The 15159-nt window shown below is 58.0% G+C and carries 17 protein-coding genes and 2 pseudogenes; 13 read left to right on the plus strand and 6 right to left on the minus strand.

The genetic code is table 11. The annotated features are described in order from the left end of the window. Window positions 1-22: 22 nt before the first annotated feature. From CJF39_RS12525 to CJF39_RS12540, 4 genes are all read right to left on the minus strand, one after another. Window positions 23-757 carry a phasin family protein gene (locus CJF39_RS12525; RefSeq protein WP_094993704.1) on the minus strand — a complete coding sequence of 245 codons (735 nt, stop codon included), beginning with the start codon at window positions 755-757 and terminating at the stop codon, window positions 23-25. Window positions 758-945: 188 nt separating this feature from the next. Beyond that, complete coding sequence (locus CJF39_RS12530) at window positions 946-1227, minus strand: polyhydroxyalkanoic acid system family protein (RefSeq protein WP_094993705.1); 282 nt, start codon at window positions 1225-1227, stop codon at window positions 946-948. A gap of 764 nt (window positions 1228-1991) precedes the next feature. Beyond that, window positions 1992-2309, minus strand: a complete 318-nt coding sequence (locus CJF39_RS12535) for a hypothetical protein (RefSeq protein ID WP_094993706.1) — start codon at window positions 2307-2309, stop codon at window positions 1992-1994. A gap of 275 nt (window positions 2310-2584) precedes the next feature. Further along, on the minus strand, window positions 2585-2860 hold the full coding sequence (locus tag CJF39_RS12540; RefSeq protein WP_047272977.1) for a polyhydroxyalkanoic acid system family protein: 276 nt from the start codon (window positions 2858-2860) through the stop codon (window positions 2585-2587). 110 nt (window positions 2861-2970) lie between these two features. Between CJF39_RS12540 and ubiE the strand changes: the two genes are divergently transcribed. From ubiE to CJF39_RS23700, 13 genes and pseudogenes are all read left to right on the plus strand, one after another. Continuing rightward, a complete protein-coding gene (gene ubiE, locus CJF39_RS12545) occupies window positions 2971-3741 on the plus strand; it encodes a bifunctional demethylmenaquinone methyltransferase/2-methoxy-6-polyprenyl-1,4-benzoquinol methylase UbiE (RefSeq protein ID WP_047272976.1) in 771 nt (256 codons plus the stop codon). Beyond that, a complete protein-coding gene (locus tag CJF39_RS12550; protein WP_094993707.1) occupies window positions 3741-4364 on the plus strand; it encodes a ubiquinone biosynthesis accessory factor UbiJ in 624 nt (207 codons plus the stop codon). The genes ubiE and CJF39_RS12550 overlap by 1 nt, the downstream gene beginning before the upstream one ends. Beyond that, on the plus strand, window positions 4361-5965 hold the full coding sequence (ubiB, locus tag CJF39_RS12555; protein ID WP_094993708.1) for a ubiquinone biosynthesis regulatory protein kinase UbiB: 1605 nt from the start codon (window positions 4361-4363) through the stop codon (window positions 5963-5965). Before CJF39_RS12550 ends, ubiB begins: the two co-directional genes overlap by 4 nt. A 78-nt stretch (window positions 5966-6043) precedes the next feature. Further along, window positions 6044-6445: a phosphoribosyl-AMP cyclohydrolase gene (hisI, locus tag CJF39_RS12560; protein ID WP_094993709.1), complete on the plus strand. Its 402-nt coding sequence runs from the start codon at window positions 6044-6046 to the stop codon at window positions 6443-6445. Continuing rightward, window positions 6438-6770 (plus strand): phosphoribosyl-ATP diphosphatase, encoded by a 333-nt coding sequence (locus CJF39_RS12565; protein ID WP_048364568.1) that lies wholly within the window; start codon window positions 6438-6440, stop codon window positions 6768-6770. Before hisI ends, CJF39_RS12565 begins: the two co-directional genes overlap by 8 nt. 23 nt (window positions 6771-6793) lie before the next feature. Further along, on the plus strand, window positions 6794-7072 hold the full coding sequence (locus CJF39_RS12570) for a twin-arginine translocase TatA/TatE family subunit (RefSeq protein ID WP_019825245.1): 279 nt from the start codon (window positions 6794-6796) through the stop codon (window positions 7070-7072). 10 nt (window positions 7073-7082) lie between these two features. Next, window positions 7083-7499: a Sec-independent protein translocase protein TatB gene (gene tatB / locus CJF39_RS12575; RefSeq protein WP_094993710.1), complete on the plus strand. Its 417-nt coding sequence runs from the start codon at window positions 7083-7085 to the stop codon at window positions 7497-7499. A gap of 4 nt (window positions 7500-7503) precedes the next feature. Next, a complete protein-coding gene (gene tatC, locus CJF39_RS12580) occupies window positions 7504-8298 on the plus strand; it encodes a twin-arginine translocase subunit TatC (protein ID WP_094993711.1) in 795 nt (264 codons plus the stop codon). After that, window positions 8295-9005, plus strand: a complete 711-nt coding sequence (locus CJF39_RS12585; RefSeq protein ID WP_094993712.1) for a 16S rRNA (uracil(1498)-N(3))-methyltransferase — start codon at window positions 8295-8297, stop codon at window positions 9003-9005. The genes tatC and CJF39_RS12585 overlap by 4 nt, the downstream gene beginning before the upstream one ends. Window positions 9006-9231: 226 nt before the next feature. Further along, window positions 9232-10293 (plus strand): annotated as a pseudogene (locus CJF39_RS23685) (methyl-accepting chemotaxis protein); the annotation flags it as partial. Further along, the gene (locus CJF39_RS23690) at window positions 10285-11148 is read left to right on the plus strand and encodes a methyl-accepting chemotaxis protein (protein WP_414860399.1); all 864 of its coding nucleotides are present in this window, start codon (window positions 10285-10287) and stop codon (window positions 11146-11148) included. The pseudogene CJF39_RS23685 and the gene CJF39_RS23690, both read left to right, overlap by 9 nt. Window positions 11149-11375: 227 nt before the next feature. Then, window positions 11376-12434 (plus strand): annotated as a pseudogene (locus CJF39_RS23695) (methyl-accepting chemotaxis protein); the annotation flags it as partial. Window positions 12435-12578: 144 nt separating this feature from the next. After that, window positions 12579-13292, plus strand: a complete 714-nt coding sequence (locus CJF39_RS23700) for a methyl-accepting chemotaxis protein (protein WP_432760244.1) — start codon at window positions 12579-12581, stop codon at window positions 13290-13292. A gap of 45 nt (window positions 13293-13337) precedes the next feature. Here CJF39_RS23700 and CJF39_RS12600 read toward each other — a convergent pair whose 3' ends face one another. Continuing rightward, complete coding sequence (locus tag CJF39_RS12600) at window positions 13338-14072, minus strand: amino acid ABC transporter ATP-binding protein (RefSeq protein WP_094993715.1); 735 nt, start codon at window positions 14070-14072, stop codon at window positions 13338-13340. Then, complete coding sequence (locus CJF39_RS12605; protein WP_432760245.1) at window positions 14065-15024, minus strand: amino acid ABC transporter permease; 960 nt, start codon at window positions 15022-15024, stop codon at window positions 14065-14067. Before CJF39_RS12605 ends, CJF39_RS12600 begins: the two co-directional genes overlap by 8 nt. Window positions 15025-15159: the final 135 nt, after the last annotated feature.

The following is a 15159-nucleotide window of genomic DNA, read 5'->3' on the forward strand; positions in this document are numbered from 1 at the left end:
CGGCTGCGAAGCTTAGCGTTCGTCAGGACGCCGGTGTTTCAGTTTTTTGCGGCGTGGCTGCTGGAGGGGTGGCTGCTGTGGTCTTGGGTGGCGTCGGCTTTTTGCTTGCTGCTGGCTTTTGCGTGGCGGATTTGGGAGCTGCCGGTTTAGCCGCAGATTTGCTGGGCGCAGCAGGTGTTTTTTTGGCCGCTGGCTTGGCTGCAGGTTTAGTTGCTGGCTTGAGCGCAGGTTTGGCTGGCGCTGCTTTGGCGGCAGCAGGCTTGACCGCCGGTTTGGCCGGTGCAGACTTGCTGGCTGTTGGCGTTTTGGTTGCTGGCGTTTTGGTTGCCGCTACTTTGGCAGCTGCTGTCGACAACTTTTCAATGTGCTTGGTCAGCGTCTCAACTTTAGCCTGCAAGACTTTAACTTCATCACGGCTTGGCACGCCTAAGCGAGAAATGGCATTGCTCAAGCGCTTGTCGAACGCTTCTTCCAGCTCACCCCATTTACCCAAGGCCAACTCTTTTACATCCTCGACCTTGGAACGGGTGGCCGATTTGGTTGATTTAGGTTCAGCGGCCTTGGTCAGTTTCTCGGCCTTCTCGCCATCCTTGACCAAACTGTCAAAAAGCTTGCTGCCATCGGTGTCAATTTTCGAATACACACCCAGACCTGCCAGCCAGATTTTGCGCGAATATTCTTCTACTTTGCCTACCCATGAATGGCTTTCTTTAGCAGGTGCAGCTTTTGCAGGTGCAGCCGTTTTTTTAGCAGCCATCGTGTTCCCCTCAATGTTCAGTCGCGACATACGTAGCCAAACTGTCGAATCATCAAGATGAACAAAATGTTCACCTCCAACAGGTTTAGACGCTAAAGCCGTGTAATTCAAGGGGCGGCTACGCCAGATACAACCATGGCCTGCGAAGGCCATGGTTTTCGAGAAGTATGAGCTTGAGGCGCCAGGCCTCAACCCAATTCTTTGTTCAGGATCGAATTGATCGTGGACTCAATAACGCCCTTGAATGCGCTTTGTAAAAAATTCAGCTCCACGAATACCGTCACCACTTTGTCTGTGACTTCCAGCGTACCGGTAATCCCGGTCAGCCCATGTTTAACCGTCACGCCCGTATCAGACCAATAGGTTGTCAAACCATACTGTTCAGCCAAGCCATCGACCAGGGCGCGCGCGCTCGCCAATGCCTTATCAAGGCCCAAATTGTGCTCACGTGTAATCTTTACATTCGCCATAAAATAAATCCTTTTAATAGTAGGTGTTAATCACCAAGATCAAACGCCATCCAGGCGCCTGTTAGAAATAGTTACATCATCTCGCTGATTTAATTAAATGAGTCTCCCGCCAATCCGGGCGAGCAGCACAGCCACACATGACACCGATAACAGACAGAACTGAGTACCGGACTATTCCAAGTAAGACTGCAACCAATAAAGCTTCGACCTTCAATAATCACTGCTTTATTCGCTATAAATAACTGTAGCGCGCTCCCAAAAACCCACAACACGAGCAAGCTAATGACCGACCTTTAATGCAAGTGCTCTAACATGCACCTAACAAATCTTTCATTCCTTTAACTTCATGCTTTGAAGCGCTTAAAAGTAAAACCCCCTACAACTTAGAGCGCCCAAGCGTACTTAAAGAGTGATAAACCACTACAAATCAAACAAGGATTGATCTTTTCAGACCAGCACGTCGTGTGGCGAGCATCCGTCGGGAGCGTTGCTCATGCCAAATAAACCTTCGGGCAGCGTACCCTGCTTGCTTTTGAACCGCGGTCAATACCGTCTATGCGCCGACCTGTTCTTGAGCGAACGCCTGGCCCCAACGCCCTGTTGCCCTGGCATTGCCAAACAGTCGAGGAATCAAGCCGTTCATCTGCTAAAAAAACCGCCGAGGCAGCACATTTCATGTACGCAGGTTCCACGCAAGGCAAAAACGCCATCCCTTTCTGGAAGGGATGACGTTATCGACAATGCGTACCGTACGGAGGCAATACTTATTGCAGACGCGACTCGGGGAAGGCTTCTTCCATTAAATCAACTGCATCAATCTCCATGCTCCAACTGTCTTTCTCTGCAACTTCCCCCATCAATGTGAACATCACACTGTTGCGATAGACAATAATACAACCGACATTCAGCTCGCTCGTATCCTGAATGGCAAACCGGGTAAGGTCTTCGTCCTGTTGCTGTTCATCGACGATTAGAGACTCACGATTTTTGACGAAGGCATGGATCACGGCTCGCGCCTTTTCAACCGCTTCGTTGTGATCAACTTTAGGGGCATGCACAACCATATAGCGATAAACAGACATTCAATAATTCCCTGTTGGCTTTGTTAATTCTGGCCAAACAATACCCACAAACATGAAATTATCAAAAATAAGAAAACCTCTACTCCCTTCAACTAAACCCTATACAAATAAACAACTTAAGAAACTTCCCGCTCAATGGCTTACGTCATCAGCGTCAAGCGCCGACGCCTCGCACACAATAAAGTGACTGCCTCCAACACATGCGTTCACACCCCTTACTTCCACTTGCCACCCAGCCGAGTGGGAACGGCAGGGGCAGCAAGCCTGATGTCAATTCACGCCAGCGCCTTATCCAGCGAACGCTCGATTTCAGATTTGATCATGCCGCTCATCGCTGACATCAACATGCCCAGTTTCACATCGACCTTGACGGTGTTCTCGCTGATTTCCAGCACACCATCCACACCTGAGCGCTTGAAGGCGACCTTGTCTCCCGACCATTGAGGCTTGAGCCCGTATTGCGACTCAAGCTTGGCAACCACGTCCCGCGCCTTCACGCGTGCGACCTCCAGGCCAAGGGTATGGGTGCGTTCAACGTTGATGTGCGCCATGGCGGTTCTCCTCATAAATAAGCCGCTCACTATACTTACATTGACCCTCGCCAAGACAAAGTCAGCCTCCGGGATTAGAATGGCCAGCATTCTCTTTTGGTGACAGCGATATGACTGATCAGCGCAAAGGCAGCGATGCCGAACCCACCACACACTTCGGCTTCAAAAACGTTCCGGAAAGCCAGAAAGCGGAAAAAGTCGCCGAGGTATTCCATTCCGTAGCTGGCAAATATGACCTGATGAACGATGTTCTGTCAGGCGGCATGCACCGCCTGTGGAAGCGTTTCACCATCGAGCTGTCGGGTGTTCGTCCGGGCAACAAGGTGCTCGACATCGCTGGCGGCACGGGCGATCTGGCGCGCAAGTTTTCGCATCTGGTCGGTCCCACCGGTCAGGTGGTCTTGGCCGATATCAACGCCTCGATGCTCAAAGTCGGCCGTGACCGCCTGCTGGACAAAGGTGTGGCCGGCAATATCGAGTTTGTTCAGGCCGACGCTGAAAAGCTGCCGTTCCCGGACAACTACTTCGATTGCGTGACCATCGCTTTCGGTTTGCGCAATGTGACCCACAAAGAGGACGCCCTGCGCTCGATGCTGCGCGTACTCAAACCCGGTGGTCGCCTGCTGGTGCTGGAGTTCTCGAAACCGACCAACGCCCTGATGTCCAAGGTCTATGACGCCTATTCGTTTGCGTTCATGCCCATGGTCGGCAAGCTGGTGCTCAACGACCCGGAAAGCTACCGCTACCTGGCTGAATCGATCCGCATGCACCCGAATCAGGAGACCCTGAAGTCAATGATGGTCGAAGCCGGTTTTGACCGTGTGACGTACCACAACATGACCTCGGGCATTGTTGCCTTGCACCGCGGCATCAAGCCCTGATGCTGCTCAGCGGCCTTCTCGCCAGCGTCGAGAGCGGTGTAAACCGTGTCTTGCGCCTGGACAGCACTGCACTGGCGCGCATGCGACCTTTGACCGGCAAGGTTATTGCGGTTGAATGCGCGAGCCCCGCGCTGCAGCTGTTCATCCTGCCCAGCGATGAAGGATTGCTGCTGGCTGGCCAATGGGCCGCTGACGCCGATTGCACCCTGCGCGCCCCGGCGTCCAGCTTGCTGCGCCTGGCCTTGAGCAAAGACAAAACCGCTGTGTTACATGGCCCGCTGGTCGACCTCGAAGGCGACAGCCACGTGCTGATGGAACTGGCGGCAATCCTTCAAGATCTGGAGCTGGACTGGGAGTTCGAGCTCTCACGCTGGATCGGCCCGGTCGCGACCGCCCTGATCGCCGGTCATGTGCGCAGCCGCGCCAACTGGTATCAACACGGGTTCGCCAGCCTTAATCAGAACCTGGCCGAATACCTGAGCGAAGAAGCCCGCACGTTGGTCGGAGAACGTGAAGCGCAAGCGCGCTTTAACGAACTGGACCAACTCAAACTCGACCTGGACCGACTGGAAGCGCGCGTTGAGCGCCTTTCTCGATCCCTCAATTCCAGCGATCCCGCATGAAGCTGCTTGCCATTCGTCGTCTGTTTCGCATCCAGCGCGTTGTCATTCGTTACCGACTGGATGACCTGCTGTTCGCCCTGCCGTTGCCATGGTGGATGCTGTCGCTGCGCTATGTGTTGCCGTGGCGCTGGTTCCCGCGCAAAAAGCTTGAACTCAGCCGAGGCGCTGCGTTGCGCCTGGCGTTGCAGGATTTGGGGCCGATTTTTATCAAATTCGGGCAGATCCTCTCCACCCGTCGCGATTTGCTGCCGCCCGACATCGCGGACGAGTTGATGCTGCTGCAAGACCGCGTACCGCCGTTCGACCCGCAATTGGCCGTGAAACTGATCGAGGAGCAGTTGGGGGCCAAAATCAGTGACGTGTTCAGCCGCTTCGATATCGAACCGCTGGCTTCGGCATCCGTCGCGCAGGTGCACGCCGCCAAGCTCAAGACCGGCGAAGAAGTGGTGGTCAAGGTCGTTCGCCCGGGTCTCAAGCCGATCATCGGTTCTGATCTGGCATGGCTGTTCATTCTGGCCAAGACCGCCGAGCGTCTGAGCGCAGATGCCCGTCTGTTGCACCCGGTGGATGTGGTCAGCGATTACGAAAAAACCATTTACGACGAACTCGACCTGTTGCGCGAAGCGGCCAATGCCAGTCAGCTCAAGCGTAATTTCGAAGGCTCGCCACTGTTGTATGTACCGCAAATTTATTGGGACTGGTGTCGCCCGAAAGTTTTGGTCATGGAGCGCATTTACGGGATTCAGGTCACGGACCTGGCCGCCCTCGCCGATCAGCGCACCGACATGAAACTGCTGGCTGAACGCGGCGTCGAGATTTTCTTCACCCAGGTGTTCCGCGACAGCTTCTTCCACGCAGACATGCATCCCGGCAATATTTTCGTCAGCACTGTGAGCCCCTGGAGCCCGCAGTACATTGCCATCGACTGCGGCATCGTCGGCAGCCTTACGCCTGAAGATCAGGACTATCTGGCACGCAACTTGTTCGCGTTCTTCAAGCGTGACTACCGCCGTGTGGCGCAATTGCACATTGATTCGGGCTGGGTGCCAGCACACACCAAACTCAATGAGTTCGAAGCGGCCATACGTACGGTGTGCGAACCGATTTTCGAAAAACCGCTGAAAGAAATTTCCTTTGGTCAGGTGCTGATGCGCCTGTTCCAGACGGCGCGACGTTTCAACATGGAAGTCCAGCCGCAGTTGGTGTTGCTGCAAAAAACCCTGCTCAACATCGAGGGCCTCGGACGCCAGCTTTACCCCGACCTCGATCTGTGGAGCACGGCGCAACCCTTCCTTGAGCGTTGGATGCGTGAACGCGTCAGCCCCAAAACCCTGTTGCGCAACTTGCACAGCCAGGTCGAGCAAATTCCGCATCTGGCTGGCATGACCCGCGACCTGCTGGAGCGCCTCTCGCAGCCTCACGCGAAAAACCAGAAACTGGTGGTCACTGAACCTCGGGATAGCTGGTTCTTGCGCTTGCTCGGGGCGGGACATTTGGCCGCAGGTGCTTTGCTGGCCTCCGTTGGCCCCCTGCACACCCTCGGCTATTGGCCCGCTGGCATCATGCTGGCCGTGGGCTTGTATCTGATCGTGCGCCGATAGCCAGCCCCAGGTGAGGCTGGCAAACTGTGCATTCGCCGGTCCGGGCCATCAGGTTCGGGCCCGTTGTCGGAGTCAAACATGAAAGACTGGCTGGACGAGATCAAATGGGACAGCGACGGCCTGGTGCCGGCGATTGCCCAAGACCATAAAACCGGGCGCGTCTTGATGATGGCCTGGATGAACCGCGAAGCACTGAGCCTGACTGCGGCCGAGAACCGTGCCATTTACTGGTCACGTTCCCGTGGCAAGCTGTGGCGCAAGGGCGAAGAATCAGGGCATGTGCAAAAGTTGCACGAGATGCGCCTGGACTGCGACGCCGACGTCATCATCTTGATGGTTGAGCAAATTGGCGACATCGCCTGCCACACCGGACGTCAGAGTTGCTTCTACCGCGTGTATGAAAACGCTGAGTGGAAGACCGTTGATCCGGTCCTTAAAGACCCGCACGCCATTTACCAAGCAGGGCACTCCCATGACTGACACCTTGAGCCGCGTTGCCCAGGTCATTGAAGAACGTAAAAATGCCGAACCAGGCAGTTCTTATGTCGCCAGCCTGTACCACAAGGGCTTGAACAAGATTCTGGAAAAGGTCGGTGAAGAATCGGTAGAGACCATCATTGCCGCCAAAGACGCCGCCATCAGCGGCGATTGCAGCGATGTGATCTACGAAACCGCTGACTTGTGGTTCCACAGCATGATCATGCTCGCCCAATTGGGGCAGCATCCCCAGGCTGTGCTGGATGAACTGGAGCGTCGCATCGGCACCTCCGGCCACGTGGAAAAAGCCTCGCGGCCGTCCGCCTAACCTCTTTTGCAAAGGAACAGATCATGGGCATTTTTGACTGGAAACACTGGATCGTCATTCTGGTAGTCGTGGTACTGGTCTTCGGCACCAAAAAACTGAAAAACCTGGGCACTGACGTCGGCGAGTCGATCAAAGGCTTTCGCAAGGCGATGAACGATGACGAGAAGCCGGCCGAGCCTGTGGTGCCGCCTGCGCAGCCTACTGCCGCGCCGCAGCCGCACACCACGTCGACCTTGAACGAGCCGCACACCATCGACGTGCAGGCACAAAAAGTCGAAGAGCCAACCCGCAAAGACGTGTGAGCCAAAACCCATGTTCGGTATCAGCTTCAGTGAACTGCTGCTCGTCGGCCTCGTGGCCTTGCTGGTGCTCGGTCCCGAGCGGCTGCCGGGGGCCGCACGCACGGCAGGTCTGTGGGTCGGGCGCCTGAAACGCAGTTTCAACGCGATAAAACAGGAAGTTGAACGTGAAATCGGGGCCGACGAAATCCGTCGGCAACTGCACAACGAACATATCCTGTCGATGGAAGAGGAAGCCAAGAAGATCATGGCGCCTGTGCAAGACGCGGTGAAGCCGGTCACACCGGTGGAGCCGCCTGCGACTCCCGTGGCGGCCGCGCCTGCCGAACCCGCCAGCCCCGCGCCTGTGAGCCTGAGCAAAACCGCGTCCGAGCCTGCGCCTGAACCGGCAGCGCCACACGACCCAACCCTGCCACCGCGAGCCCCTTAAGCGCATGAGCGACATTCCTGAAAATGACCAGCCGATGCCGCTGGTCTCGCACTTGACCGAGCTGCGCACCCGCCTGTTGCGCTGCATCGCGGCGATTTTCATCATCTTCGCCGGTTTGTTCGCCTTCACGCAGCAGATCTACACGTTGGTTTCCACGCCGCTGCGCGAATACCTTCCGGTTGGCGCCACGATGATCGCCACCGACGTGGCTTCGCCCTTCCTGACGCCGCTCAAGCTGACCATGATGGTTTCGCTGTTCATTGCGATCCCTGTGATCCTGCACCAGATCTGGGGCTTCATTGCGCCCGGCCTGTACAAGCACGAAAAACGCATCGCCGTGCCGCTGCTGATCTCCAGCATTTTTTTGTTCTACGCCGGGATGGCCTTTGCTTACTTCCTGGTGTTCCCGCTGGTGTTCAAGTTCTTCGCCGCCGCCACCCCGGAAGGCGTGGCCATGATGACCGACATCAGCAGCTACCTCGATTTCGTCATGACCCTCTTCTTCGCCTTCGGTGTCGCCTTTGAAATCCCGGTGGCCGTGGTGCTGCTGGTGTGGATCGGCATCGTCGACGTCAGCTACCTGCGCAAGATCCGCCCATACGTGATCATCGGCTGCTTTGTGGTCGGCATGATCCTGACCCCGCCGGACATCTTCTCCCAGACCCTGCTGGCGATCCCGATGTGGATGCTGTTTGAAATCGGCATTCTGTTCGGCAGCCTCGTGAGCAAAAACAAACGCGGCGACGCAGACGATCAACCGGCCGATCAAAACGCCCAACCGCCAGCGCCACACGCGTGAACCTGCTGCTCCTCGAAGAGGCTGATTTCATCGCCGCCGACCGCGTGATCCTGCGCGATCGACGTCTGACACACATGCAAGACGTTCACCGCGCTGCTGTTGGCGACAGCCTGCGAGTCGGTCGGATTGGCGGGTTGATGGGCACTGCCGAGTTGGTGCGCCTTGAAGCCAAAGAGGCGGAGCTGGTCATCCACCGTCTCGACCAGCCGCCACCGGCCAAACTGCCCCTGACCCTGTTGCTGGCCCTGCCTCGCCCGAAAATGTTGCGCCGTGTGCTGCAAACCGTGGCGTCGATGGGCGTCCCCAACGTGGTACTGGTGAACAGTTACCGGGTTGAAAAAAGCTTCTGGCAGACCCCGTTCCTAGAGCCTGACGCAATTCGCGAGCAACTGATCCTCGGGCTGGAACAGTCCAGGGACAGCGTGCTGCCTGAAGTCATCATCGAAAAGCGCTTTAAACCGTTCGTCGAGGATCGCCTGCCCGCCCTGGTGCAAGGCACGCTGGGGCTGGTGGGCCATCCGGGCAATTACCCTGAATGCCCGCGCGGGCTGGACGAAGCCGTGACCCTGGCCATCGGTCCGGAAGGTGGCTGGATCCCTTACGAAATTGATTTATTGACCAACGCCGGCCTGCAACCGGTGCAACTGGGGCCGCGCATCCTGCGGGTCGAAACTGCCGTCACCGCCCTCCTCGCCCGTCTTTTTTAAGGCGTTCATCACTGTTTGCGGGTGCCTCGCACCCGATTGCAGCTCCTGCCCATGCAGCGGCATCCAACACGGTTTCGTTTGCTGGAAAACATCCTGCAATAAATACAATTCGTACATATCCCTCAAGTTGCCCCGCAGGCAGCCGATAGACAGGCTCCGCAAAAAGATACTCAGTGGCCATGGACGGCTTGTATCGATGTGAATCGATCAGATAAGGAGCATCACCATGAACACTTGGTTGACTACCACGTTGGGCAATATCAGCGTCAATCGTAAACTTGGCCTCGGCTTCGGCCTGGTGCTGGTGCTGACGCTGTTGATTACCGTCACAGGCTGGCTCGGGCTGGCATCGATCATTGATCGCAGCAACAAGCTCAGCACCATTTCCGACACCGTCGCACTGGTCAAAGACCTGCGAATCGCCCGCGTCTCTTATGACCGCGACAATGGCGCACATGGCCCCACCGAGGTCAACGATCTGTTGAACCGGATCGAAGACAACCTCAAGCAAGCCAGGACACAACTGGTCTTGTCTCAAGATGTGGCGATGATCACTCAAGAAGTGAAAGCCATCGGTGAATACAAAAAAATCTTCAGCCAGATCGACGAGGCCACTCAGGCCCGTGAAGTGAGCCGTGCGCTGCTGGGCACCAGCGCCGACAGTGCCGTCGCGCATATCGACACCATTGAGCAGGACGTGCTCAAGGGCAATGACCTGGCCATGCTCAACCGGGTCGATCAGTTGCTGCGCCAACTGCAAAACGCGCGCTATCAAGTGCGCGGCTACACCCACAGTGGTGAAGCACAGGCGGCTCAACCCGCACTGGACGCCATCAGCCGCGCCCAAAGTGAACTCACCCGCCTGTCGAGCACCCTGCCAACCGAATACGCCCCGCAGCTGCAACAAGTCAAAACAGCGCTGACTCGCTATGGCGACACATTTGCGCAGTTTCGTGACTCGCAAGTGCTCAGCGACCAACAACAAAACAAGCTCAAAGCCTTGGGTGACAGCCTGGTGAACGTGAGCAATCAATTGGCTCAATCGCAAACCGAAAAACGTGACAGCGACGCGCAATATGCCAAAACCGCGCTGGCGCTGTGCGCCGTCCTGGCGCTGGTGCTCGGCTCGCTGGCGGCGTGGCTGATTACCCGGCAAATCGTTAACCCGCTGCAACACACGTTGCGCATTGTCGAAGCGGTGGCCGCTGGCGATCTGACCCAGGATCACCCGACCCAACGCCGCGACGAGCTGGGGCAGGTGCAACACGCCATTGCGCGCATGACCGGCGAGCTGCGTGAACTGATCGGCGGCATCAGCGACAGCGTGACCCAGATCGCCAGCGCCGCCGAACAGTTGTCCGCCGTGACCGAACAGACCAGCGCCGGGGTAAACAGTCAGAAAATCGAAACGGACCAAGTCGCGTCGGCGATGCATGAAATGGCCGCCACCGTGCACGAAGTGGCCCGCAATGCCGAAGACGCGTCGGTTGCCGCCGTCGCAGCCGACCAGCAAGCGCGTGAAGGGGACACGGTCGTGGCTCAGGCCATGGAACAAATCGAACATCTGGCCGCCGAAGTCGAGAAATCCACGGAGGCGATGACGCACCTGCGCCAGGAAAGCGGCAAGATCGGCAGCGTGCTTGATGTCATCAAGTCAGTGTCGCAACAGACCAACCTGCTGGCGCTTAATGCGGCGATTGAGGCCGCCCGTGCAGGCGAAGCCGGGCGCGGCTTTGCCGTGGTGGCCGATGAGGTGCGCAGCCTGGCCCAACGCACTCAGGCCTCCACAGAGGAGATCGAAGAGCTGATCGTTGGCCTGCAAAACGGCACACAGCGGGTGTCTGCAAGCATGGACAACAGCCGCGTGCTGACCGACAGCAGTGTCGAACTGACGCGCCGCGCCGGTGCATCGCTGAGCACCATCACCCGCACGGTGTCGACCATTCAGGGCATGAACCAACAAATCGCCGCCGCCGCCGAACAGCAAAGCAGCGTGGCGCAAGAGATCAATCGCAGCGTGCTCAACGTGCGCGACGTGTCTGAGCAAACGGCCGCCGCCAGCGAAGAAACCGCCTCCTCCAGTGTCGAACTGGCGAGGCTGGGTACTCACCTGCAAGGGCTGGTACGCCGGTTCAAGGTTTAAATCCTGCCGCGAGGGGCTGCTTGCAGCGGCCTACTCGCAACCTCGCTGCTGTTCGGCAGCAACTACACTGCGTGATGGCATAAAGCCTGCGATGTCCATCACACTCTGAGCAACTGCGCCTTCAGTTATGGGGCGCGGCGCCGATGGCCTGATAACCAATAAAAAGACCGCGATACATGGGACAGCCTCTTATGGAGTCGAGTCGGTCAAAAAAAAGGAGCTGCGCCATGTACCGTTGGTTAGCCCACACGCTAGGCAATGTCAGCGTCAATCGTAAACTCAGTCTGGGCTTCGGCCTGGTGTTGCTATTGACGCTGCTGATTACCGCCACAGGCTGGAACGGTCTGGTGTCTGTGATCGACCGCGGCGATAAGCTGGCGAATATTTCTAAAATCATCGCGCTGACCAAAGACTTGCGCATCGCGCGGCTGGATTACGAGCGAGACAGGGGCGAACATGGCCCTGGCGAACTCAACGCCAGTCTGGCCGGGCTGGACGACGCATTGGAGACGTCGCGTCGGCAACTGACGCAGCCAGCAGATATCGAACTGGTGCAACAGCAATTGGCAGCCGTGGCTGACTATCGCCGCGCCGTGGCTGACATCACCCAGGCCACCCAGGCGCGCGAGAACAGCCGAACCCAGCTGGGAGCGACCGCTGACAACGCGGTAGCCAAAGTGGCAGACATCGAAAAAGCCCTGCTGCAAGGCGACAGCGTGGCGCAGTTCAACAGCGTGGTTGAACTGAGCAGACTGCTGCAACAAGCCCGTTTCCAAGTGCGCGGTTACACCTACAGCGCAAAACCGGAGGCCGAACAACCGGCGCTGGACGCAATCGACAACGCCCTCAAAGAAATCGACAGCCTGCCCGCGCGGCTTCCAGGCGAACACATCGCCAACCTGCAACAGGCCAGCCAGTCGCTGCAAAGTTACCGCGCGGCCGTTGCCAGCTTCCGTGACGCTCAGGTCGCCAATACTCAAGTGCTCGAGCGCATGCACGCTCTGGGCAACACGCTGATCGACTTGAGCAAGCAACTCTCGGGCATGCAAACTGCCAAGCGCGACAGTGACAGCCAGCACGCGAAAAACCTGTTGTTCGGCTGCACTGTGCTGGCGCTGCTACTGGGTGCTATCGCGGCCTGGAGCATCACGCGCCAGATTGTGATTCCGCTACGCCAGACCCTGGAAACCGTAGAGCGCGTGGCCGCAGGCGACCTGACACACAACTACGACACACCGCGTCGCGACGAAATGGGCCAGTTGCAACGCGCCGTTCAGCGCATGACCGTGGGCCTGCGGGAGTTGATCAGCGGCATTACCGATGGCGTGACGCAAATCGCCAGTGCGGCCGAGGAACTGTCCGCCGTCACCGAACAGACCAGCGCCGGGGTCAACAGCCAAAAGGTCGAAACCGATCAAGTGGCCACCGCGATGCATGAAATGGCCGCTACCGTGCAGGAAGTAGCGCGCAATGCCGAAGAGGCATCAGAAGCCGCTGTTGCCGCCGATCAACAGGCGCGTGAAGGTGACAAGGTGGTGGGAGAAGCCATCGCCCAGATCGAGAGACTGGCGATTGAAGTCGGTCACTCCACCGAGGCCATGGGCCACCTCAAACGCGAAAGCGACAAGATCGGCAGCGTGCTGGACGTGATCAAATCGGTGGCCCAGCAAACCAACTTGCTGGCCCTCAACGCAGCCATTGAGGCGGCCCGGGCGGGCGAAGCGGGACGCGGTTTTGCCGTGGTGGCCGATGAAGTGCGCAGCTTGGCGCAACGCACCCAGCAATCAACCGAAGAAATCGAAGAACTGATTGCGGGCCTGCAAAGTGGCACCTTGCAAGTCGCCAATAGCATGGACAGCAGCCGCAGCCTGACCGACAGCAGTGTCGAGCTGACCCGCCGCGCGGGTGAGTCGCTGGGCAACATCACACGTACGGTCTCGACGATTCAAGGCATGAACCAGCAGATCGCCGCAGCGGCCGAGCAGCAAAGTGCAGTGGCCGAGGAGATCAACCGCAGCGTCTTGAACGTGCGCGACGTGTCAGAGCAGACCTCGGCAGCCAGTGAGGAAACGGCTGCTTCGAGCATTGAATTGGCGCGACTGGGCACGCATTTGCAAGGGTTGGTGGGCCGTTTCAAAGTGTAGGCCGCTTGCCCTCTGCCGCTGTCACGGGCAGAGGGCAACGTGTACTTACAGCACCTGCCGCAAAAACGCTTGGGCACGCAGGTCTTTTGGCGAATTGAAGAAGTCCTCCGGGGCAGAATCTTCCAGCAACTTGCCATGGTCAAAGAACAGCACGCGGTTCGCCACTTCCCGGGCAAAGCCCATTTCGTGGGTCACGCAGACCATGGTCATGCCTTCCAACGCCAAGGTTTTCATCACGTCCAGCACTTCGCCGACCATCTCCGGGTCGAGCGCCGAGGTGGGCTCGTCAAACAGCATAACCTTGGGTTCCATCGCCAGCGCCCGGGCAATCGCCACCCGTTGCTGCTGCCCGCCCGAGAGGCGCGACGGGTATTCATTGGCTTTCTGGCCGATACCGACCTTTTCCAGCAGTGCACGGGCCTTGGCTTCGCGCTCGACCTTGCCCCGCTTACGCACGACTTTCTGTGCCAGGCACAAGTTTTCAAGCACGGTCATGTGTGGAAACAGGTTGAAATGCTGAAACACCATGCCGACTTCTCGGCGGTAAGCATTTACGTCGGTTTTGGGGTTGGCGAGGTCGACCCCGTCAATGCTGACCGAGCCCGAGTCGAAATCTTCCAGGCCATTCAAGCACCGCAAAAACGTCGACTTGCCCGACCCGGACGGGCCAATCACCACCAGCACTTCGCCCTTGGCGACCGTGGTGCTGACGTTATCCACCGCGCGGACAATCTGCCCACGGGTGTCGAAGACTTTTACCAGTTCGCGGACTTCAATCACTTTGCGCGAGCCTCCGCTCAAAACGGCTGGCCAGGTTGGACAGCGGCAGGTTGATCAACAGGTACAGGCCCGCCACACAGAACAAAATCTCGAACGGCGAGAACGAGGTGGTAATGACTTCGCGCCCGCTCTTGAGCAGCTCGGTAATCGCGATCACCGACACCAGCGAAGTGTCCTTGACCAGGCTGATGAACTGCCCGGCCAGCGGAGGCAGCACGCGTTTAAAGGCTTGCGGCAACACCACGTAACGCATCGACTGGGTGGCATTGAGCCCCAATGAACGCGCCGCTTCGTTTTGCCCGCGGGCAATGGACTGCACGCCAGAACGTATGATTTCAGCCACGTACGCGCCCGTGAACAGCGACAGCGCTGCAATCCCGGCGAACTCGCGGGACAGGTTGAGTACGGTGCCGATGAAGAAGTAGAAGATGAAAATCTGCACCAGCAGTGGCGTACCACGTACCAGCTCGACATACAGCGTCGACAGGTCGCGTAGGGTCGGGTTATTCGACAGCCTGCACAGGCCGGTGGTCAGGCCAATGATCAGCCCCAGCACCCCCGAGACCAGCGACAACCACACCGTGGTCCACAACCCCAGCAGCAAAGGGCCAGCGGCCCAATGTCGGGTGACGCCAATCACATCGCCTTCGGCAACGTCGTCGCCCTCAGCCAGTTGCACGCTGTTATCGGCCACCGTCAGGCGTTGTTCGGTGCCATCGTCGGCGCGCAAGACCACTTCGGCCTGATCGCCTTTGCGTACCAGTTCAATCACCGTCGAGGTTTCAGCTGCCCGCTGAGCTTCCTCCGCCTGATAGACGAAGTACTGCGGGACTCGGTTCCAGCGCCACTCGTAGGACATCAGCGAGGTGGCGTAATACAGCGCGCCAGCCAGGCCGATAAGCACCAGCACGGTCAACACATGCCAGGGCCACTGTGCTTTTTTTTGTTTGATCACGTTGCAATATTTCCGTCGAGGTCAGCGCGGCAGACTGTGTGAAGTCGCTGCCGCAGGCTGCGATGGGCTGCGCGCCAGCCCAGGTGTCAGAAGGCCCTCGGGCCTTATCGCAGCCTTGGGCAGCGACTACAG

Origin of the sequence: Pseudomonas lundensis (assembly GCF_002269125.1) — a bacterium.
Classification (GTDB): domain Bacteria; phylum Pseudomonadota; class Gammaproteobacteria; order Pseudomonadales; family Pseudomonadaceae; genus Aquipseudomonas; species Aquipseudomonas lundensis_A.